General features: G+C 69.1%; 13 protein-coding genes. 9 read left to right on the forward strand and 4 right to left on the reverse strand.

Features of this window, described 5'->3' with window-relative positions; all coding sequences use genetic code 11:
* Positions 1–127: 127 nt before the first annotated feature.
* Positions 128–1327, forward strand: a complete 1200-nt coding sequence (locus ABIC66_RS00220) for a sensor histidine kinase (protein WP_354067213.1) — start codon at positions 128–130, stop codon at positions 1325–1327.
* Entirely contained in the window at positions 1327–2076 is a 750-nt protein-coding gene (locus ABIC66_RS00225) for a LytR/AlgR family response regulator transcription factor (protein WP_354067214.1), read from the forward strand. The genes ABIC66_RS00220 and ABIC66_RS00225 overlap by 1 nt, the downstream gene beginning before the upstream one ends.
* Before the next feature lie 223 nt (positions 2077–2299).
* Here ABIC66_RS00225 and ABIC66_RS00230 read toward each other — a convergent pair whose 3' ends face one another.
* Positions 2300–2611, reverse strand: coding sequence for a hypothetical protein (locus tag ABIC66_RS00230; RefSeq protein WP_354067215.1), 312 nt, complete (start codon positions 2609–2611; stop codon positions 2300–2302).
* A gap of 245 nt (positions 2612–2856) precedes the next feature.
* Here ABIC66_RS00230 and ABIC66_RS00235 point away from each other — a divergent pair, with 245 nt between their 5' ends.
* The 3 genes from ABIC66_RS00235 to ABIC66_RS00245 all read left to right on the forward strand — a co-directional run bounded on the left by ABIC66_RS00235 (position 2857) and on the right by ABIC66_RS00245 (position 6265).
* Positions 2857–4335: a M20 family peptidase gene (locus ABIC66_RS00235; RefSeq protein ID WP_354067216.1), complete on the forward strand. Its 1479-nt coding sequence runs from the start codon at positions 2857–2859 to the stop codon at positions 4333–4335.
* Between the two features lie 145 nt (positions 4336–4480).
* Positions 4481–5602, forward strand: coding sequence for a Rieske 2Fe-2S domain-containing protein (locus ABIC66_RS00240; RefSeq protein ID WP_354067217.1), 1122 nt, complete (start codon positions 4481–4483; stop codon positions 5600–5602).
* A 144-nt stretch (positions 5603–5746) separates the two neighbouring features.
* On the forward strand, positions 5747–6265 hold the full coding sequence (locus tag ABIC66_RS00245; RefSeq protein ID WP_354067219.1) for a CPBP family glutamic-type intramembrane protease: 519 nt from the start codon (positions 5747–5749) through the stop codon (positions 6263–6265).
* Between the two features lie 101 nt (positions 6266–6366).
* Here the strand turns inward: ABIC66_RS00245 and ABIC66_RS00250 are convergent, their stop codons facing one another.
* Together ABIC66_RS00250 and ABIC66_RS00255 are read right to left on the reverse strand one after the other, a co-directional pair.
* Complete coding sequence (locus ABIC66_RS00250; protein WP_354067221.1) at positions 6367–6921, reverse strand: SH3 domain-containing protein; 555 nt, start codon at positions 6919–6921, stop codon at positions 6367–6369.
* A gap of 278 nt (positions 6922–7199) precedes the next feature.
* Entirely contained in the window at positions 7200–7826 is a 627-nt protein-coding gene (locus ABIC66_RS00255; protein WP_354067223.1) for a glutathione S-transferase family protein, read from the reverse strand.
* A gap of 157 nt (positions 7827–7983) precedes the next feature.
* Between ABIC66_RS00255 and ABIC66_RS00260 the strand changes: the two genes are divergently transcribed.
* The 4 genes from ABIC66_RS00260 (at position 7984) to ABIC66_RS00275 (ending at position 19488) form a co-directional block, all read left to right on the forward strand.
* Positions 7984–9669, forward strand: coding sequence for an acyl-CoA dehydrogenase family protein (locus ABIC66_RS00260; RefSeq protein ID WP_354067224.1), 1686 nt, complete (start codon positions 7984–7986; stop codon positions 9667–9669).
* A 219-nt stretch (positions 9670–9888) separates the two neighbouring features.
* Positions 9889–11496 (forward strand): serine hydrolase, encoded by a 1608-nt coding sequence (locus tag ABIC66_RS00265; protein ID WP_354067225.1) that lies wholly within the window; start codon positions 9889–9891, stop codon positions 11494–11496.
* A gap of 148 nt (positions 11497–11644) precedes the next feature.
* Positions 11645–17488: a HAMP domain-containing protein gene (locus ABIC66_RS00270; protein ID WP_354067226.1), complete on the forward strand. Its 5844-nt coding sequence runs from the start codon at positions 11645–11647 to the stop codon at positions 17486–17488.
* Positions 17489–17490: 2 nt separating this feature from the next.
* Positions 17491–19488, forward strand: a complete 1998-nt coding sequence (locus ABIC66_RS00275; protein WP_354067227.1) for a PAS domain-containing hybrid sensor histidine kinase/response regulator — start codon at positions 17491–17493, stop codon at positions 19486–19488.
* 155 nt (positions 19489–19643) lie between these two features.
* Here ABIC66_RS00275 and ABIC66_RS00280 read toward each other — a convergent pair whose 3' ends face one another.
* Positions 19644–20552 carry an AraC family transcriptional regulator gene (locus ABIC66_RS00280; protein WP_354067228.1) on the reverse strand — a complete coding sequence of 303 codons (909 nt, stop codon included), beginning with the start codon at positions 20550–20552 and terminating at the stop codon, positions 19644–19646.
* Positions 20553–20667: the final 115 nt, after the last annotated feature.

Below are 20667 nucleotides of genomic sequence, written 5' to 3' on the forward strand. Positions count from 1 at the left end.
CCGATCGATACGGCCGGCGCGCCGCCGAACCGGGCCGATGCGACGAAGCGGGCGAAACGGCGACGAAACGGCCAGGCGCGGGATGGGCCGCCGTGCGCGCGGGCCCGGGCTTTGCTAGCGTGGCGGCATGGCGACGCTGGACGACGATCTCGGTTCGAAACTGCCGCGCGGCGTCCTGTCGGACCTGGGCGGCTGGACGCTGTACCAGAGCTTCCGCACCTTCACCTGGCCGTGGCTGCTGCGGCGAGGCGTGGTGTTCTGGCCGCTGGCCCTGCTGGCCGGCTCGGCCTTCGCCGCCTGGCACGCCTCGGGCATGGGCGCGTGGAGCGACTGGCTGCCGCTGGCCGCCCGCGCCTGCCTGGCCACTCTGCTTACAGTTTCGACCGGCCCGGCCCTGGCCACCCTGGTCCGCCACCTGCATCCGCCGGAGATCGTCGAGCGCGCCCTGGTCGTCGTCGCGATCGCGGTCGGCCTGTGGGTCGGGCTGGTCGCCCTGCGCTGGGCCGGCGAGTTCCACGACCACCTGATGGCCGGCTATTCCAACCGCCCGATGCAGGTCAGCGTGTTCGGCCAGGCCATGTCGCGGTTCTTCCGCGCCAGCATCGACGCCTCGGTCTTCGTCTGGATCTTCGCCGGCGGCGGGCTGGCGACGATCTACTATTTCGGCGAGCGGCGGCGCATCGCCCAGTACGCGGCCCGGCGCCAGGTCGAGAGCCTGCGGGCCGAGCGCGACGCGGCCGACATGCGGCTGGCCGTGCTACAGGCCCAGGTCGAGCCGCACTTCCTGTTCAACACCCTGGCCTCGGTGCGCTCGCTGATCGCCGGCGAGCCCGAGCGCGCGGCCCAGACTATCGACGCCCTGGCCGGCTATCTGCGCGCCACCCTGCCGCGCTTCCGCGAGGCCGGTCCGGCCGAGGCCACGCTGGATCGCCAGATCGACCTCTGCCGGGGCTATCTGGAGCTGATGCGGGTGCGCATGGCCGGCCGCCTGACCGTGCGCGTCGAGGCCGACGCGGCCATGCGGGCCCTGCCCTTTCCCCCGCTGCTGCTGCTGACCCTGGTCGAGAACGCCGTCACCCACGGCGTCGAGCCCAAGCCCGGCCCCGGCGAGATCGCCATCGTCGCGCGGGTCGAGGGCGAGACGCTGTCGGTCAGCGTCGAGGACGACGGCGCGGGCCTGGCGGAGGGCGTCACGCCGGGGGTGGGGCTGGCCAATGTCCGGGCCCAGCTCGCGAGTCTGTTCGGCGACCGCGCGACCCTGGACGTGGCCTCGCGATCCGAGGGCGGGGTGCGCGCGCGGATCCGCGTGCCACTGGGGGGCGCGTGATGAGCTCGATCACCGCCCTGATCGCCGAGGACGAGGCCCCGCAGCGCCAGGAGCTGCGCGCCATGCTGGCCGCCCTGTGGCCCGAACTGGACGTGGTCGCCGAGTGCGAGGACGGGCTGGGAGCGCTGGAGGCCTGGGCGGCGCGCCGGCCGGGCGTGGTGTTCCTGGACATCCGCATGCCGGGCCTCTCCGGGCTGGAGGTGGCGCGCCAAGCCGAGACTCCGGCCCATGTGGTGTTCATCACCGCCTATGACGAGTTCGCGGTGAAGGCGTTCGAGGCCGGGGCCGTCGACTATCTGCTGAAACCCATCCGCGCCGACCGCCTGGCCGAGACGGTGGCCCGGCTGCGGGCCCGCGAGGCCGCGCCCAGCCTGGACATGGCGCGGCTGGCGCAGGCGCTCTCCGGCCGGCTCGCGCCCCGGCGGGCGATCCGCTGGATCACCGCCAGCGTCGGCGAGGTGGTCAAGATGATCGCCATCGACGACGTCCTCTTCTTCCAATCCGAGGACAAGTACACCCGCGTGGTCACGGCGACGGAGTCGGCCCACATCCGCATGCCGCTGAAGGAGCTGACCGAGCAGCTGGACCCCGAGGTCTTCTGGCGGGTGCATCGCAACGCCATCGTTCGGGTCGCGGCGATCCGCCAGGTCCGGCCGGACGACGACGGTCGCCTGCACGTCTGGGTGAAGGGCGTGGCCGAGCCGCTGCGGGTCAGCGACGCATTCCGCCACCGCTTCCGGGCGATGTGAGGGGGGCTGGCGGCGCTCAATTGCAGCTTTGAGATCTTCCTTGAATTTCAAAGCCCTAAATCCGTGTCATCCCGGAAGCCTCGACGAGGCTATCCGGGACCCAGGGGGTGAAGGAACGCTGTGCGCGCCGCCCCTGGGTCCCGGCTCTACGGCCCGCTAGGCGGTCCTCCGGCCGGGATGACACGGAATAGTCTGCTGTTCATCGAGTCCGGACCTAAGGCCCTCACAATCGGCCGCGTCCGCCGCCCTTGAGCCGGTCGAGCGCGCGGGCCGGGCGGTCTTCGGACTCGCTTGCTTCCGGCGCGAACGGCGCCGCGAGCGCCGCCCCGGCCCGGAGCGGCTTGCGGACCACGACCATGGCGGCGATCCGGCGGGCGTTGGCGGCCATCTCGCCACAGGCCTTGGCCTTGTCGCGCGCCTTGCGGATCAGGACGGGGTCGTCGCTGGTGTCGATCGTCTTCCAGGCCGCGTCGATGGCGTCCATCAGCTTGGCCTGCAGGCGCTCGCACCAGGTGGGGGCGGTGGTTTGGGTCATGCGGATAGCTTGAGGCCGGTTGGACGACCGGGGATAAGAAACGTGCATTTTCTTGTAAGCTCTTGAATTTGTTCATCCGGAGCTCAAAAAGTACGGGGATTGAGCTCCTCCCCCGCGATGCGGGGGAGCATCCACGCGCGCCGCCCTGTGGATAACTTTCCCCGTCCGCCGGCCGCAACGGCAGGATTGCCAGTCGCCCTCGCCGGCCGCACAGTCGCGCCCAACAAGTGTTCGGGGAGAGTGAGATGGGTGTCGGGGGAAAGGTCGCGCTGACGGCCGTGGGTCTGGTCCTGGCCGCGGCCGGCGTGGTCGCCGTGCGTACCGCCACGTTCAAGGCGCCGGCCCAGGTCGACGCTTCGGCGGTCAAGCTGGCCTCGGCCCGCCCCGTCGACGTCGCCAAGGCGGCCGGCCACCTGGCCGAGGCCGTCCGCTTCCAGACCGTCAGCCACCAGGACAAGGCCGAGGACCAGCCGGCCGAGTGGGACAGGCTGCACGCCTGGCTGCAGGCGACCTATCCGCAGGCCCACAAGGTGATGACCCGCGAGGTCGTGGCCGAGCACACCTTGATCTACACCTGGCCCGGCTCGAACCCGGCCCTGCCGCCGATCCTGCTGATGGCCCACCAGGACGTGGTGCCCGTGACGCCGGGCAGCGAGGGCCAGTGGACCCACGCCCCGTTCGACGGCGTGGTCGCCGACGGCGCGGTCTGGGGCCGGGGCTCGATCGACGACAAGGGCTCGCTGGTCACGCTGTTCGAGGCCCTCGACGCGGTCGCGGCCAGCGGCTTCAAGCCGGTCCGCACGATCATCGTGGTCAGCGGCCACGACGAGGAGGTGCGCGGCGTCGGGGCCCGGGCGGCCGCCGCCCTGCTGAAATCGCGCGGCGTGAAGGCCCAGTTCGTGCTGGACGAAGGCATGGCCGTGGTCGCCGACCATCCGGTGACTGGCCAGCCCGCCGCGATCATCGGCACGGCCGAGAAGGGCTACGCCACGATGAAGGTGGTGGCCCCGGCCGTCGGCGGCCACTCGTCGGCCCCGCCCAAGGACGGCGGCGGCGTCGTCACCCTGTCGCGGGCCGTGGCGGCGATCAGCGACCACGCCTTCCCGATGAAGTTCCAGGGCCCCGGCGCCGACATGCTGAAGGCCATCGCCCCGCACGCTAAGCCGGTGGTCAAGATCTTCGCGGCCAACACCTGGCTGTTCTCGCCGCTGCTGGTGAAGGTCACGGCCAAGACCCCGGCCGGGGCGGCCATGCTGCACACCACGATCGCGCCCACCATGCTGAAGGGCTCGCCCAAGGAGAACGTCCTGCCGCAGGACGCCACGGCCTGGATCAACTACCGCATCGCGCCCGGCGACACCTCGGCCACGGTGATGGCCCGGGCCAAGGACGCGGTCGGCAAGCTGCCGGTCGAGCTTTCCTGGACCAAGACCCCCGACGAGCCCTCGGCGGTGTCCTCGACCAGCTCGGACGCCTGGAAGACCCTGGCGGGGCTGGCCGCCGACGAGAGCAAGGCCCCGGTCGTGCCGGGCCTGGTCACCGCCGGCACCGACAGCCGCTACATGGGCGGGGTGGCCAGCGACGTCTATCGCTTCCAGCCGCTGGTGCTAAAGGTCGACGAGACCAAGATCATCCACGGCACCGACGAGCACATCAGCCTGGACAATGTCGAGCGGATGGTGCGCTTCTACCAGCGTCTCGTGGAGACGGCCGCCTCGCGGTGACGTCTAGTCTTGGAGCATGGCGGGCGCCGAAGCCGCACGCACTTTCGGCCGCCTTGCTCTGAAAGCTTAAGCGTTTCTGTCGCTTTGTTTTGCGACACTGCGTCTCAAGTGACGACGTTCATCCAACCGCGTTAGAAGCCTCTCCATGCCCCCCGCCGACGACTCTCCGCTCCTGAAGGCCAAGCCGGCCGCCAAGCTTCCGACCGACACGTTCGGCGAGGGCTTCGTCTGGGACGCCTGGTACGTGGCCGCCCTGTCCCCCGACCTGAAGCCAGGCAAGATGGACAAGCGCGAGTATCTGGGCGAGCCGGTGCTGCTGGGCCGCACCAGGGCGGGCCAGGTCTACGCCATCCGCGACATCTGCCCCCACCGCGCCGCCGCCCTGTCGGCCGGCCGCGTCCACCGCGAGGCCGACGGGACCGACAGCGTCGAGTGCCCCTATCACGGCTGGCGCTTCGGGCCGGACGGGGCCTGCAAGTCGATCCCGTCCCTGACCGGCGACAGCGACTTCGACATCTCCAAGGTGCGGGTGCGCCGCTATCCGACCGTGGAGCAGCAGGGCCTGGTGTGGATCTGGATGTCGTCGGATCCTCGCTTCGACGGCGAGCCGCCGGAAGCGCCGCCGACCATTCCGGGCGTGGTGGGCGGCAAGCCCAAGCTGGTCGACCACCTGGACTACGACATCCATATCGACCACGCGGTGCTGGGCCTGATCGATCCGGCCCACGGCCCCTATGTCCATCAGCAATGGTGGTGGCGGACCAAGACCAGCCAGCACGAGAAGAAGAAGCGCTTCGTCGCCAGCGAGGCCGGCTTCACCATGGCGCGGCACGAGCCGTCCAAGAACTCCAAGGCCTACGCCATCCTCGGCGGCGAGCCGCTGACCGAGATCACCTTCCGCCTGCCGGGCCTGCGCTGGGAGCACGTGACGGTCGGCGACAAGCAGGTCCTGGCCCTGTCGGCCATGACGCCGATCAATGCCGGGAAGACCCGGATGAACCAGATCATGTGGTCGGACCACTGGGCCTTCACGGCCCTCTATCCGATCATCCGGATCGCGGCCCGCGCCTTCCTGCGCCAGGACGGCCACATCGTCGGCGTCCAGACCCCCGGCCTGAAGCAGAACCCGCCGCTGATGTGGGTGGGCGACGCCGACCAGCAGGCCCGCTGGTACCACCAGTGCAAGCGCGAATGGGCCGCCAGCCGCCGCGAGGGCCGGGCCTTCGTCAATCCGGTGAAGGATTCGACGCTGCGGTGGCGGACTTAACCCAAATCCGCTTTCCCCGGCGAAAGCCGGGGCCCAGATACAGCCTGAGCGTTTGGGGTGATCGCGCCTACGGCCTCGTGTAACCACAGGCGACGATGGGTTCGATCTGGGCCCCGGCTTTCGCCGGGGAGAGCGGGGTTGGAAATGGCGCTGAACCTCGCGATCTACCGCCACCGCCTCACCACCAGCCTCCGCACCCTGCCTAACGCGCGCGGCTGGCTGTTCTGCCTGGCCGTCTCCGCCGTCACCCTGGCGACCATGGCCGCGATCGGGTTCGCCACCGGGCTCTACCGCCTCCAGCCGACCGAGCCTGGCCTCGCCCCGCGGCTGCTGGTGGTGTTCTTCGTCCCGGCCCTGGGCGAGGAGCTGCCGTTTCGCGGCCTGCTGACCCCCGGTCCGGACGAAACCCGGCGGCCCTGGCTGGAGATCGCCGTCTCCACCGTCCTCTACACGCTGTGGCACGTGGTCGAGGCCTTGACCTTTCTGAAGAGCGCGGCCGGCGTGTTCCTGCGGCCCGACTTCCTGCTGTGCTGCGCGATGCTGGGCCTGGGCTGCGCGGCGACCAAGCGCAAGACCGGCTCGATCTGGCCGGCGGTGCTGCTGCACTGGGCCCTGGTGGTGGTCTGGCAGACCTGGCTGGGCGGGGTCAGCGCCCTTAGCTAGCGCCACGAAAAAGCCCGTCCGGTCAGGGGGCGACCGAACGGGCTCTCCTCGAAGGCGCGGCCAGAGGGACGGAGCGGACGCGCCCCGAAACTCAGCCTGTGTTAAGCGCGGTAGACGTAGGCGCTGGAAACGTAGCCGACGCCGACGCCGTCCTGGCCAACCAGGATCCACTTGCCGTCACCGGTGCGGCCCAGGGCCTGGAAGGTCGTGCCCGACTCCAGGGCGCCCAGACGTTCGCCCCGGGTCGAGGCGGCGGCGCGCAGGTTCAGGGTCGAGCGGGCGACGTACTTCTTCTCGACCTTGACCAGCGGCGCGGCCTGCACGGTCTGGGCGTAGCGATAGCCGCCCGACTTGTAGATCCCGCCGACCTCCTTGGCCGCCTCGCTCTTCTGCATGCCGCAGCCGACCGCCGAGCCCGCGCCGGCTCCGACCACGGCGCCGATGGCCGTGCCCGTGCCGCGATCGCCCTTGCCGGCGATCTTGTTGCCGGCGACGGCGCCCAGCAGGCCGCCGACGACAGCGCCGATCTCCTGCTTGGAGCCCGAGGCCTTGCAGCCGACGACGCCAGCGCTGGCTTGCGGAGCGGCGGCCATCGCCAGGGCGGTGGCGGCGGCGCCGAGGGTCAGGGTGATGGTCTTGGTCTTGATGCCGAACATGAGAGAAACTCCTTCGTCCCTTGTGATGTCTCCGAGGCCGTCTCGACCTCGTGAGACGCAACATGCCAGGGCCAAGCTGAACGGTGTCGGGGACCCGACTGACAGAGTTCGTTCATGTTGGAAAAAGTTTTGGAGAGCGCTGAACGCCCCCTCCGTCTCGCCGCGTATCCGCGGCGATCCACCTCCCCCGCAGGCGGGGGAGGAAGGGACCTCCTCACCCGTGAAACGGGGCAGGTGGCGCGGCGCGAATACGCGCCGTGACGGAGGGGGCGCTCAGATCACGCCCCCAGCGCGTAGGGCCCGCTCTTGTCCAGGGCCGCCTTCCAGGCCGGGCGCGCGTGCATCCGGCCGATCCAGGCGGCCATGTGCGGGTAGTCGGCCAGCTTGCCCATGGCCCGGGCGACCTCGGGCACGAAGCTCATCTGGACGTCGGCGCCGGTCAGGCCCTCGCCGACGAAGACTTCGCGGCCGGCCAGATGGTCGTCGACGAACGACAGGTGGTTGGCGATCTCGGACTGGATGCGCGGGTGCAGCGGCGCGCCGGCCTCGCCCAGGCGACCGACATACATGTTGAGCATCAGCGGCAGCATGGCCGAGCCCTCGGCATAGTGCAGCCATTGCTGGTAGCGGTCGTAGTCGGCGCTGGCCGGATCGGGAGCCAGGCGGCCCGCGCCGTGGCGGCGGATCACATAGTCGATGATCGCGCCGGACTCGATGATCGTCAGGTCGCCGTCCACGACGACCGGCGACTTGCCCAGCGGGTGCACGGCCAGCAGCGACGGCGGGGCCAGGCGGGTCTTGGCGTCGCGGGTGTGGGCGACGATCTCGTACGGAACCGCCAGCTCCTCCAGCAGCCAAAGGATCCGCTGCGAGCGCGACTCGTTGAGGTGGTGGACCGTGAGCATGTTTATCCCCCTGCTTTTTCTGGCCTGATTTTTCGAATTTATGCTGCGCTGCGACATTGCTCGCAGGTGCGAAATGAGCCACGGTGAAAGAAAACAACTGTTCGGCAGTAAAACACCTGTTTGGCTCAAAGCGCCAACTGGGAATGGGGAGCAAGCCATGACCGATACGGTCGCCAAGGACGTCCTGATCCTACCGGGCCTGACGGGCCTGCTGCGCGAAGCGGCCGACGCCGCGAGCCTGTTCGTGGCCGAGGCCAAGCCGCAGGTGCTGGCCCACATCGTCCCGCACGGCGGAAAGGTCGATCGCAAGCTCGCCGACGTCCACCAGCACCGCGTCCACGGCTATGGCTGGTACGCGGCCTATGCCGAGCTGATGAACCAGGTCGCCGGCTGGGCCGAGCGGCTGGAGGCGGAAGGCCGGTTCGGCGAGATCGAGGCCCTGCTGGCCCAGTTGCTGTTCTCTGAATATGCCGCGCAGCTGATCGGCGGCGTGCCGATGAACCAGGGCGAGATCGTCCGCCCCGCGCACCTGGTCGAGGACCGCGCCATCCTGAACCGGCTCTACTCGAACGGCGTCATGAAGCTGATGGTCGAGGGCGGGACCCAGGCCGTGAAAACCCGCATCGCCCAGCGCCTGGCCGAGGCGCGCGGCCGCCCGACCCTGGAGCACACCGGCCTCAACGAGACGTTCGAGATGGTCCGCGACCAGTTCCACGCCTTCGCCGAGGAAAAGGTCACGCCCTTCGCCCACGAATGGCACCTGAAGGACCAGCTGATCCCGATCGAGCTGGTTCAGGAGCTGGGCGAACTGGGCGTGTTCGGCCTGACCATCCCGGAGGAGTTCGGCGGCAGCGGCATGGGCAAGACCGCCATGTGCGTGGTCTCCGAGGAGCTGTCGCGGGCCTGGATCGGCGTCGGCTCGCTGGCCACCCGCTCGGAGATCGCCGGCGAGCTGATCCTGACGGGCGGTACGGACGACCAGAAGGCCTATTGGCTACCGAAGATCGCCAGCGCCGAAATCCTGCCGACCGCGGTCTTCACCGAGCCGAACACCGGCTCGGATCTGGGGTCCTTGCGCACGCGCGCCGAACTGAAGGGCGACAGCTACGTGGTGACCGGGAACAAGACCTGGATCACCCACGCCGCCCGCGCCGACGTCATGACCCTGCTGGTCCGCACCGAGGCGGGCACAACCGACTATCGCGGCCTGTCGATGCTGCTGGCCCCCAAGCCGCGCGGCGTCGACGGCGACGACTTCCCCGCCCAGGGCATGAGCGGCGGCGAGATCGGGGTGATCGGCTATCGCGGCATGAAGGAATACGAGCTGGCCTTCGACGGCTTCACCGTGCCCGCCGAGAACCTGCTGGGCGGCGTCCCGGGCCAGGGCTTCAAGCAGCTGATGGCCACGTTCGAGAGCGCCCGCATCCAGACCGCCGCCCGCGCCGTCGGCGTGGCCCAGGCGGCGCTGGAGACCGGCCTCGGCTACGCCCTGGACCGCCAGCAGTTCGGCCAGGCGATCTTCGACTTCCCGCGCGTCGCCAACAAGCTGGCGATGATGGCGGCCGAGATCATGGGCGTGCGCCAGCTGACCTACTACGCCGCCCGCCAGAAGGACGAGGGCAAGCGCTGCGACCTCGAGGCCGGCATGGCCAAGCTGATCGCCGCCCGCGTCGCCTGGGCGTGCGCCGACAACGCCCTGCAGATCCACGGCGGCAACGGCTTCGCCATGGAATACGCGGCCAGCCGCCTGCTGGCCGACGCCCGGATCCTCAACATCTTCGAGGGCGCCGGCGAGATCCAGGCCCAGGTGATCGCGAGAAGGTTGCTGGACGGGGGGAACTAGCGGCAAAGCGCGCTCCCTCTCTCTTAGAGAGAGGGTTGGGGTGAGTGGTTACGAGGGTTGACGGAGCGCCCGCAGGCCGTCGACCGGCGTACCCACTCACCCTCCCACCGCTTCGCGGCGGGCCCCTCCCTCTCTCCATGAGAGAGGGGTCTATATTTGCGCCCTTGCCGCCTCCTAAAGCATCGGCATAGCGTGGCTATTCGTTTCGAAGGATCGCCCATGCTCGCCACGACCCGCCGCTCCGCCTTGCTTTCGGCCTTCGCGACCACGGGTCTGGCGGCGTTCGGCCATCGGGCGTTCGCCCAGGAGACCGGCGCGGTCGGCGCGGCTGTCGACAAGTTCGCCCAGGAGGTGATGGCCGCCTTCCCCGACCAGCCGGGCCTGGGCGTCACGGTGGTCGAGAACGGCAAGGTCACCCTGGCCAAGGGCTATGGCGTCAAGAAACTGGGAACCCAGGACCGCTGCGACGAGAACACCGTCTTCGGCATCGCCTCGAACACCAAGGCCATGACCGCCGCCCTGATCGGCATGCTGGTCGAGGAGGGCAAGGTCGCCTGGGACGATCCGGTCACCAAGCACCTGCCGCAATTCCAGATGAGCGACCCGACGGTCACCAAGCTGATGACCGTCCGCGACCTGCTGGTCCATCGCAGCGGCCTGACCCTGGGGGCCGGCGACCTGATGATCTGGCCGGCCCCGACCCACACCCGCGCCGACATCGTGGCGGGCCTCAAATACCTGCCGATCGGCGGCCAGTTCCGGGGCGGCTACGCCTATGACAACGTGCTCTATGTCGCCGCGGGGGCGCTGATCGAGGCGGTCACCGGCCAGAAATGGGAGACGGTGATCAAGGCCCGGATCTTCGATCCCCTGGGCATGACCAGCACCGTCTCCAGCCCCGCCCTGGTCGACCGCGCCCGCCGCGCCGAGCCGCACGCCCGCCTGGGCCCGCCGGTGCGCGGCCTCGGCCCGCAGACCGTCCTGCCGTTCGACGCCAGCTTCGACGCCGCCGGTCCGGCCGGCGGGGTCAACTCCACGCCCAAGGACATCGCCAAGTGGATGCAGGTGCAGCTGGCCTTGGGCATGCTGCCCGACGCCCGCCGCCTGTGGAGCGAGCCGACCGCTCGGGAGATGTGGAAGCCGCAGACCATCACCACCTCGACCGACGGCCCGACCGACGAGAACCCGGTCCGCCCCTCGATCCAGGCCTACGCCCTGGGCTGGTTCGTCCAGGACCATCGGGGCGAGCGCCTGCTGTGGCACACCGGCGGCCTGGCGGGCTTCATCTCGTATACGGGCCTGCTGCCGGGCCGGAAGTCCGGGATCATGGTGATGACCAACGCCGAGGAGACGCCGGTGCTGCGCTCGCTGCGCTACGGCGGCCCCGACCGGCTGCAGGGGCGCAGCGACTTCGACTGGATCGCGTCCAGCAAGCGTGTCCAGGCCGAGGCCGACGCCAATACGATCAAGGACGCGGCCAAGATGACCACGCCCAGTAGCGGCGCCAAGCCCAGCCTGCCGCTGGCCGCCTATGCCGGCGTCTATCGCGATCCCTGGTACGGCACGGTGACGATCACCGTGACGGGGAAAGGCAAGAAACAGGCCCTGCACGTCGCGTTCGACAAGACCCCCGCCCTGAGCGGCAGGCTCGACCCGTTCGACGGCGAAACCTTCAAGACCACCTTCGACGACCGCACCCAGGAGGACGCCTTCTTCAGCTTCGACCTGAAGGACGGCAAGGTGGTCGGGACCCTGGTCAAGGCCGTCTCGCCGCTGGCCGATTTCAGCTACGACTACCAGGATCTGCGCCTGATCAAGGAAAGCTAGACCATAAGAAAAGAGATCCGGAACCCGCCCTCAACAGCCGCGTTGAGAAATCAGTTTGGGGATGGGTCTGTTCTAGTGGCGCTTCGGGAAATCGTCCCCGACCGCGCCCCCGCCCCCAGCGACAACAGCACAGGTTGGGGGTGTAGGCATGCAGGGCGTTTTGGAGCGGGCCACGGGCCGCGAGCTTGACGGGCATCAGTTGTTGGCGGCGCTGCGGGCGTTCCGGCGGGGCGATTTCTCCGTCCGCCTGCCCAATGATCTCAGCGGTCTCGATGGGGAGCTGGCCGAGGCCTTCAACGACACCGTCGATCTGAACGACCGCCTCTCCAAGGAATTCGAGCGCCTGCGCGACGTCGTGGGCCGGCAAGGCAAGATCAACCAGCGCGGCCAGCTGCCCGGCGCGGTCGGGGCCTGGGCCGACAGCGTCGAGGCCGTCAACAGCCTGATCACCGACATGGTCCACCCGACCGCCGAAATGGCCCGGGTGATCGGCGCCGTCGCCAACGGCGATCTGTCCCAGACCATGGACCTGGCCAATGAGGATCGCCCGCTGCGCGGCGAGTTCCTGCGCATGGGCAAGGTCGTCAACACCATGGTGGACCAGCTGAACTCGTTCAGCTCGGAAGTGACCCGCGTGGCGCGCGAAGTCGGCACCGAAGGCAAGCTGGGCGGCCAGGCCCAGGTCAAGGGCGTGACCGGCGCTTGGAAGGACCTGACCGACAACGTCAACCTGATGGCCGCCAACCTGACCGGCCAGGTCCGCAACATCGCCGAGGTGACCACCGCCGTCGCCAACGGCGACCTCTCGCGCAAGATCACCGTCGACGTGAAGGGCGAGGTGCTGGAGCTGAAGAACACCATCAACACCATGGTGGACCAGCTCAACAGCTTCGCCTCGGAAGTGACCCGCGTGGCCCGCGAAGTGGGTACGGAAGGCAAGCTGGGCGGCCAGGCCAACGTCAAGGGCGTGGCCGGCACCTGGAAGGAGCTGACCGACAACGTCAACCTGATGGCCGGCAACCTGACCGGCCAGGTCCGTAACATCGCCGAGGTGACCACCGCCGTGGCCCGCGGCGACCTCAGCAAGAAGATCACCGTCGACGTGCGCGGCGAAATCCTGGAGCTGAAGGACACCATCAACGTCATGGTGGACCAACTGAACGCCTTCGCCTCGGAAGTCACCCGCGTGGCGCGGGAAGTCGGCACCGAGGGCAAGCTGGGCGGCCAGGCGCGCGTGGAAGGCGTCGGCGGCACCTGGAAGGACCTGACCGACAACGTCAACTTCATGGCCGCCAACCTGACCGGCCAGGTCCGTAACATCGCCGAGGTGACCACCGCCGTCGCCATGGGCGACTTGTCCAAGAAGATCACCGTCGACGTGAAGGGCGAGATCCTGGAGCTGAAGTCGACCATCAACATCATGGTGGACCAGCTCAACGCCTTCGCCTCGGAAGTGACCCGCGTGGCGCGGGAAGTCGGCACGGAAGGCAAGCTGGGCGGCCAGGCCAACGTCACCGGGGTCGGCGGCACGTGGAAGGAGCTGACCGACAACGTCAACCTGATGGCCGGCAACCTGACCGGCCAGGTCCGCAACATCGCCGAGGTGACCACCGCCGTCGCCATGGGCGACCTCTCCAAGAAGATCACCGTCGACGTGCGCGGCGAAATCCTCGAGCTGAAGAACACCATCAACACCATGGTGGACCAGCTGAACTCGTTCAGCTCGGAAGTCACCCGCGTGGCCCGCGAAGTGGGTACGGAGGGCAAGCTCGGCGGCCAGGCCCAGGTGAAGGGCGTCGCCGGCACCTGGAAGGACCTGACCGACAACGTCAACTTCATGGCCGCCAACCTAACCGGCCAGGTGCGGAACATCGCCGACGTGACGACCGCCGTGGCCAACGGCGACCTGTCCAAGAAGATCACCGTCGACGTGAAGGGCGAGATCCTGGAGCTGAAGAACACCATCAACACCATGGTGGACCAGCTGAACGCCTTCGCCTCGGAAGTGACCCGCGTGGCCCGCGAAGTCGGCACCGAAGGCAAGCTCGGCGGCCAGGCCCAGGTGAAGGGGGTCGGCGGCACCTGGAAGGAGCTGACCGACAACGTCAACCTGATGGCCGGCAACCTGACCGGCCAGGTGCGGAACATCGCCGAGGTGACCACCGCCGTCGCCATGGGCGACCTGTCCAAAAAGATCACCGTCGACGTGAAGGGCGAGATCCTGGAGCTGAAGAACACCATCAACGTCATGGTGGACCAGCTGAACTCGTTCTCGTCGGAAGTGACCCGCGTGGCCCGCGAAGTCGGCACCGAAGGCAAGCTGGGCGGTCAGGCCCAGGTGAAGGGCGTCGCCGGCACGTGGAAGGACCTGACCGACAACGTCAACTTCATGGCCGCCAACCTGACGGGCCAGGTCCGCAACATCGCCGACGTGACGACCGCCGTCGCCAAGGGCGACCTCAGCAAGAAGATCACCGTCGACGTGAAGGGCGAGATCCTCGAGCTGAAATCGACCATCAACGTCATGGTCGATCAGCTGAACGGCTTTGCCTCGGAAGTGACCCGCGTGGCGCGCGAGGTCGGCACCGAAGGCAAGCTGGGCGGCCAGGCCCAGGTGCCCGGCGTGGCCGGCACCTGGAAGGACCTGACCGACAACGTCAACATGATGGCCGCCAATCTGACCGGCCAGGTGCGGAACATCGCCGACGTCGTCACCGCGGTGGCCCAAGGCAACCTCAAGCGCAAGCTGACCCTGGACGCCAAGGGCGAGATCGCCTCGCTGGCCGACACCATCAACGGCATGATCGAGACCCTGGCCACCTTCGCCGACCAGGTGACCAACGTGGCCCGCGAAGTGGGCTCGGAAGGCAAGCTGGGCGGCCAGGCGCGGGTGCCCGGGGCCGCCGGCCTGTGGCGTGACCTGACCGACAACGTCAACGAACTGGCCGCCAACCTGACCACCCAGGTCCGCGCCATCGCCGAGGTGTCCACGGCCGTGACCAAGGGCGACCTGACCCGCTCGATCACCGTCGAGGCCTCGGGCGAAGTGGCCGCCCTAAAGGACAACATCAACGAGATGATCCGCAATCTGAAGGATCAGACTCTGAAGAACACCGAGCAGGACTGGCTGAAGACCAACCTGGCCCGGTTCAGCCGCATGCTGCAGGGCGAGCGCGACCTGTCGACCGTGTCGAACCTCGTCCTGTCCGAGCTGGCCCCGCTGATCAACGCCCAGCACGGGGTGTTCTATGTCTCCGACCACGACGAGAACGGCCAGGCCATGCTGACCCTGGCGGCCAGCTACGCCGGCAACCGCCGCAAGCCGCCGGCCGCCCAGCTGCGCCTGCGCGAGGGCCTGATCGGCCAGTGCGCGGCGGAGAAGGAGCGCATCCTGCTGACCAACGTCCCCAAGGACTATGTCAAGGTCAGCTCCGGCCTGGGCGAAAGCGCCCCGCGCAGCATCATCGTCCTGCCCGCCCTGTTCGAAGGCGAGCTGAAGGCGGTGATCGAACTGGCCAGCTTCGGCGAGTTCAACGAGACCCAGCAGGCGTTCCTGGACCAGCTGATGGAATCGATCGGCATCGTGCTGTCGACCATCGCCGCCAACATGCGGACCGAAGGCCTGCTCGAGCAGTCGCAGCTGCTGACCGCCGAGCTGCAGGCCCAGCAGGGCGAGCTGAAGAAGACCAACGACCGCCTGGAACTGCAGGCCGCCAGCTTGCGCCAATCGGAAGAGCTGCTGCGCTCCAAGCAGGAAGAATTGCAGCAGACCAACGCCGAGCTGGAGGACAAGGCGATGCTGCTGTCCGCCCAGAACAAGCAGGTCGAGGCCAAGAACGCCGAGGTCGAGCAGGCCAAGGCGGCGCTGGAGGAAAAGGCCGAACAGCTGGCCCTGACCTCGAAGTACAAATCCGAGTTCCTGGCCAATATGAGCCACGAGCTGCGCACGCCGCTGAACTCGCTGCTGATCCTGTCGAAGATGCTCAGCGAGAACGCCCAGGGCAATCTGAGCGAGAAGCAGGTCGAGTTCGCCCGCAACATCCACAGCGCCGGCGCCGACCTTCTGGGCCTGATCAACGACATCCTGGACCTGTCGAAGATCGAGAGCGGCACGGTCACCCTGGACATCGGCCAGATGCCGTTCGCCAGCTTGCGCGACCAGACCCAGCGGACCTTCGCCCAGCTGGCCCAGGACAAGAAGCTGGACTTCACCATCGATCTCGACCCGGGCCTCCCGGCCGCGATGTACACCGACGACAAGCGCCTGCAGCAGGTGATCAAGAACCTGCTGTCCAACGCCTTCAAGTTCACCCAGCAAGGCTCGGTGAAACTGGCGGTGCGCCGGGCCGAGTCCGGCTGGGCCAGCGGCAACGACCACCTGAACAAGGCCGGCCAGGTGCTGGCCTTCGAGGTCGAGGACACCGGCATCGGCATCCCCGAGGACAAGCAGCGGATCATCTTCGAGGCCTTCCAGCAGGCCGACGGCACCACCAGCCGCAAGTACGGCGGCACGGGCCTGGGCCTGTCGATCAGCCGCGAGATCACCCGCCTGCTGGGCGGCGAGCTGAAGGTGGTCTCGACCCCCGGTCAGGGCAGCACCTTCACCCTGTACCTGCCGCTGAACTTCAGCCCGACCGCGCAGCAGCCGACCATGCCCGCCCCCCGCGCGCCGGCCATGCCCTCGTCGACCTTCACCTTCTCGACGGCCGACGCCGCCTCGTACGAGCCGGTCGAGACGGTGGTGGACGACCGCGAGTCGATCACCCCCGCCGACGCCACGGTGCTGATCGTCGAGGACGATCCGCGCTTCGCCTCGATCCTGCTGGCCCTGGTCCGCGACAGCGGCTTCAAGGGCGTGGTGACCGCCGAGGGCTCCTCGGTCCCGTCCCTGGCCCGCCGGTTCGCCCCCGAGGCCATCCTGCTGGACGTCGGCCTGCCGGACATGGACGGCCTGGCCTTGCTGGACCTGCTCAAGCGCACGCCCGAGACCCGTCACATTCCGGTGCAGGTGATCTCGGCCGACGATCGCGGCGGCCTGTCGCTGTCGATGGGCGCCCTGGGCTTCACCAGCAAGCCGGTGGAGCAGGAGGCGGTGGTCTCCACCCTCGACCGCGTCCGCCGCCTGGCCGACCAGCCCGAGCGCAAGCCCGTCCTGGTGGGCGGCGACCCCGAGACCGCCGAGCTCCTGACCTCGGTGTTCGGCGGCGTCCAGGTCGAGCCCGCCCTCGACGCCCTGTCGCCCGAGACCTTCACCGGCGAGCAGGGTTGCCTGGTCGTTCCCGTCGGCGCTGGCGGCGGCGGCCGTCCGGTCGGCTCGACGCTGGATCTGCTGCGCCAGCGCGGCGCGGCGTCCGGCTCGACGGTGCTCTACGCGCCCGGCGAGCTGGAGGCCGAGGACGAACGCCGCCTGCGCCTGGCCGTGTTCACCGGCGCGGCGCGGCTGGCCCGGACTGGCGAGCAGCTGATCGACCACGTCGCCCTGATCCAGCACGCCCCGGTCGAGCGCCTGCCCGACACGGCCCGCGCCATGCTGACCCGCACCCGCCACGCCGACGCGGTGCTGATGGGCCGGACCGCGGTGGTCATCGACGACGACATCCGCAACATCTTCTCCCTGGCCAGCGCCCTGGAGGAGTACGGCATCGAGCTGCGCTACGCCGAAAGCGGCCGCGCGGGGCTGGAGCTGCTGGACAGCCTGCCGTCGGTCGACATGGTGCTGGTCGACATCATGATGCCCGACATGGACGGCTACGAGACCATGCGCGAGATCCGCGCCCGCCCGCGCTTCGGCGACCTCCCGGTCGTCGCCGTCACGGCCAAGGCCATGAAGGGCGACCGGCAGAAGTGCATCCAGGCCGGGGCCTCGGACTATGTGTCCAAGCCCGTCGATCTGGACCAGCTGATCTCGGTGCTGCGCGTCTCGGTCCAGCGCGCCGACGCCCGCAAGCTGGTCGGCAACAACATCGTCAACCTGTCCAGCGTGGCGCAATAGCGATGGCGTCGATTCCCGCGGTCCAGTTTCCGCCCGAGCCTGTCGCGCTGGACCGACCTCGGGCCAAGGTGCTGATCGTCGACGACGACGAGCGCAATGCGTTCGCCGCCAGCCAGGCGCTGGAGGCCCTGGGCCAGGAGCTGGTCATCGCCCGCTCGGGCCCCGAAGCGCTGCGCCAGCTGCTGACCGACGACTTCGCGGTCATCCTGCTGGACCTGCACATGCCGGGCATGGACGGCTACGAGACGGCCGCCCTGATCCGCGAGCGCCGCCGCACCCGCGACGTGCCGATCGTGTTCCTGACCGCCGTGTTCCGTGACGAGGGCCATATCTTCAAAGCCTATTCGGCCGGCGCCGTCGACGTGGTGTTCAAGCCCGTCGACCCGTTCATCCTGCGCTCCAAGGTGCAGGTGCTGGTCGACCTCCATCTCAAGCGGGTCGAGTTGGCCCAGGAGCTGGAGAACCGCCAGCGGCTGATGGAGGAGAACGCCCGCGTCCACGCCGAGAAGCTGGAGGCCGAGCGTTCGCTGCAGGCGTCGCTGCGGCGGCAGCAGGCGATTCAGCGCGCGCTGCCGATCGTCTTCTATTCCCGCGCCGCCGATCCGCCCTACGCCGCCCTGTCGGTCAGCGACAGCGTCAAGGGCCTGACGGGCTTCACCGCCGACGACTTCACCGGTGACCCGGCGTTCGGCTTCGACCGCGTTCATCCGGAGGATCGCCAGATCGTCGCGCGCGCCCAGGACGAGGCCCGCCGGGTCGGCGCCTATGCCTGCGAGTACCGCTGGCAGTGCGCGGACGGGACCTACAAGCTGCTGATCGACCAGGGCATCCTCAGCGAGGATCCGGACACCGGTGCGCCGGTCGTGTTCGGCACCCTGCTGGACAATACCGAGCGCCGCGCCCTCGAGCAGGCCCTGGGCCACGCCCGCAAGATGGAGACGGTCGGCCAGCTGACCGGCGGCGTCGCCCACGACTTCAACAACCTGCTGACCGTGATCCTGGGCAATGTCGACCTGATCCAGCGGCGCTCCGGCGATGGCTTCGCCTTCGCCCGCCAGGTCTCGGCGATCCGCCAGGCCACCGAGCGCGGCGCGGCCTTGACCCGCCAACTGCTGGCCTTCTCGCGCCGGCAGCGGCTGGACCCGGCGGCGGTGGACCTGAACGACCTGGTCCGCGATTTCTCGCCCTTGATCCGCCAGGCCGTCGGCGAGGCGGTGTCGGTTCAGCTGGAGGCCGACAGCGCCCCGGCCTTCGTCCATATCGACCCGGCCCAGATGGAAAGCGCCCTGCTGAACCTGGCGGTCAATGCGCGCGACGCCATGGACGGGGCGGGCGGCATCACCATCACGGTCCGCGCCGATCCGGCCGCCGGCCACCGCCTGATCGTCCGCGACACCGGTCCTGGCATGGCGCCCGAGGTGGCCTCGCGGATCTTCGAGCCGTTCTTCACCACCAAGGACGTCGGCAAGGGTTCGGGCCTGGGCCTGAGTCAGGTCTATGGCTTCGTGCAGCAATCCGGCGGCGAGGTGACCGTCGTCACCGCCCCGGGCGAGGGCGCGGCGTTCGAGATCACCCTGCCCGCCATCGAGGCTCCCGCCGCGGTCGAGACCGTTCCGACCACGCGCTCGGAGGAGGCCACCGGCTCGGAGCACATCCTGGTCGTCGAGGATGATCCGTCGGTGCTGGCCCTAGCGGTCGATACGCTGGAGTCGCTGGGCTACCGTGTGACCACGGCTCGCAACGCCGCCATGGCCCTGCGCAGACTCAAGGGCCCGCAGGCGTTCGAGATGCTGTTCTCCGACGTCGTCATGCCGGGCGGCGTCAGCGGCCTCGACCTGGCCCGCCGCGCCCGAGGTCGCAATCCGGGGCTCAAGGTGCTGCTGACCTCCGGCTTCATCGGCGCGGAGGCCATCGACTGGGCCGACGAATATCCGATGATCGACAAGCCGTACGACTCCCCGTCGCTGGCGGCCAAGGTGCGGTCGGTGCTGGATGCCTAGGTAACGGCAGCGCCCCCTCCGTCACGTCGCCTATCGGCGCCGCGCCACCTCCCCCGTTTCACGGGTGAGGAAGGTGCGGCTTTCTCCTCCCTCGCGAAGCGGGGGAGGTGGCTCGCTGCGGATACGCAGCGTGACGGAGGGGGCGCTCGAAGTCCCTACTCCGCCGCCAACGGCGCCCGTAGCGCTTCGAGATCGCGCGCCGGCGACAGCCCGTACAGCCGCCGGTACTCGCGGCTGAACTGCGACGGGCTCTGGTAGCCGACGCTGTAGCCGGCGGTCCCGACATCCATGTTCTCGGCCAGCATCAGCCGGCGGGCTTCGTAGAGCCGCAGCTGCTTCTGGTACTGCATCGGCGTCATGTTGGTGACGGCCTTGAAGTGGTGGTGCAGCGAGCTCTCGCTCATGCCCACGTGGTCGGCCAGGGCCTCGATCCGCAGGGGCTCGGCGAAGTGGGCGCGCAGCCAGGCGACGGCGCGGGTGACACGGTGGCCCTGGCCGTCCGCCATGGCGATGTGCAGCAGCCGCGCGCCGTGCGGACCGCTCAGCAGGCGGTAGAGGATCTCCTGCTCGATCAGCGGAGCCATCGCCGCGACGTCGGCGGGTCGTTCCAGCAGGCGCAGCAGGCGAAGGGTGGCGTCCAGCAGCTCCGGCGAGGCCGGATTGACCGCCACGCCGCGCAGGCCGCTCGGCGCGGCCGTCGCCTGGTCGGGCAGACGGCCGATCAGCTCGGCCAGCCGGGCCGGATTGATCGCCACGCCGACGCACAGATGCGGCGCGGCCTCGCTGGCCTCGACGATCCGCGCCGTCGCGGGCAGGTCCAGGGCCACCAGCAGGCAGTCGCCGACGCCGTAGTGCAGCTCCTCGTCGCCGACCGTCAGGCACTTGCGACCGCCCGCCACCAGCCAGAACGACGGCCGCTGGTCGACATGCAGCCGTCCGCTGGGCGAGCAGCGACGAGTCAGGAACAGCCCGTCGATCGCGGACTCGGGATGGTCGTCGTCGGCGTAACAGGCGACGAGGTCGGCGATCTCGGCATAGACGCCGGGGGCGGTGAATGCGCTCAACGGTCTGGTTTTCCGGGCTTTCGCGAGATCCTAGCTCTACGCCTCCGCGCGGGGCCGGAAAACCGTTTCCGCCCAGCTTTGCAGGATCGTGCAAGACACTCGCAGGATCGGCGTA

The sequence above is a fragment of the Caulobacter sp. 1776 genome (genome assembly GCF_040545685.1).
In the GTDB taxonomy this organism is placed as follows: Bacteria; Pseudomonadota; Alphaproteobacteria; order Caulobacterales; family Caulobacteraceae; genus Caulobacter.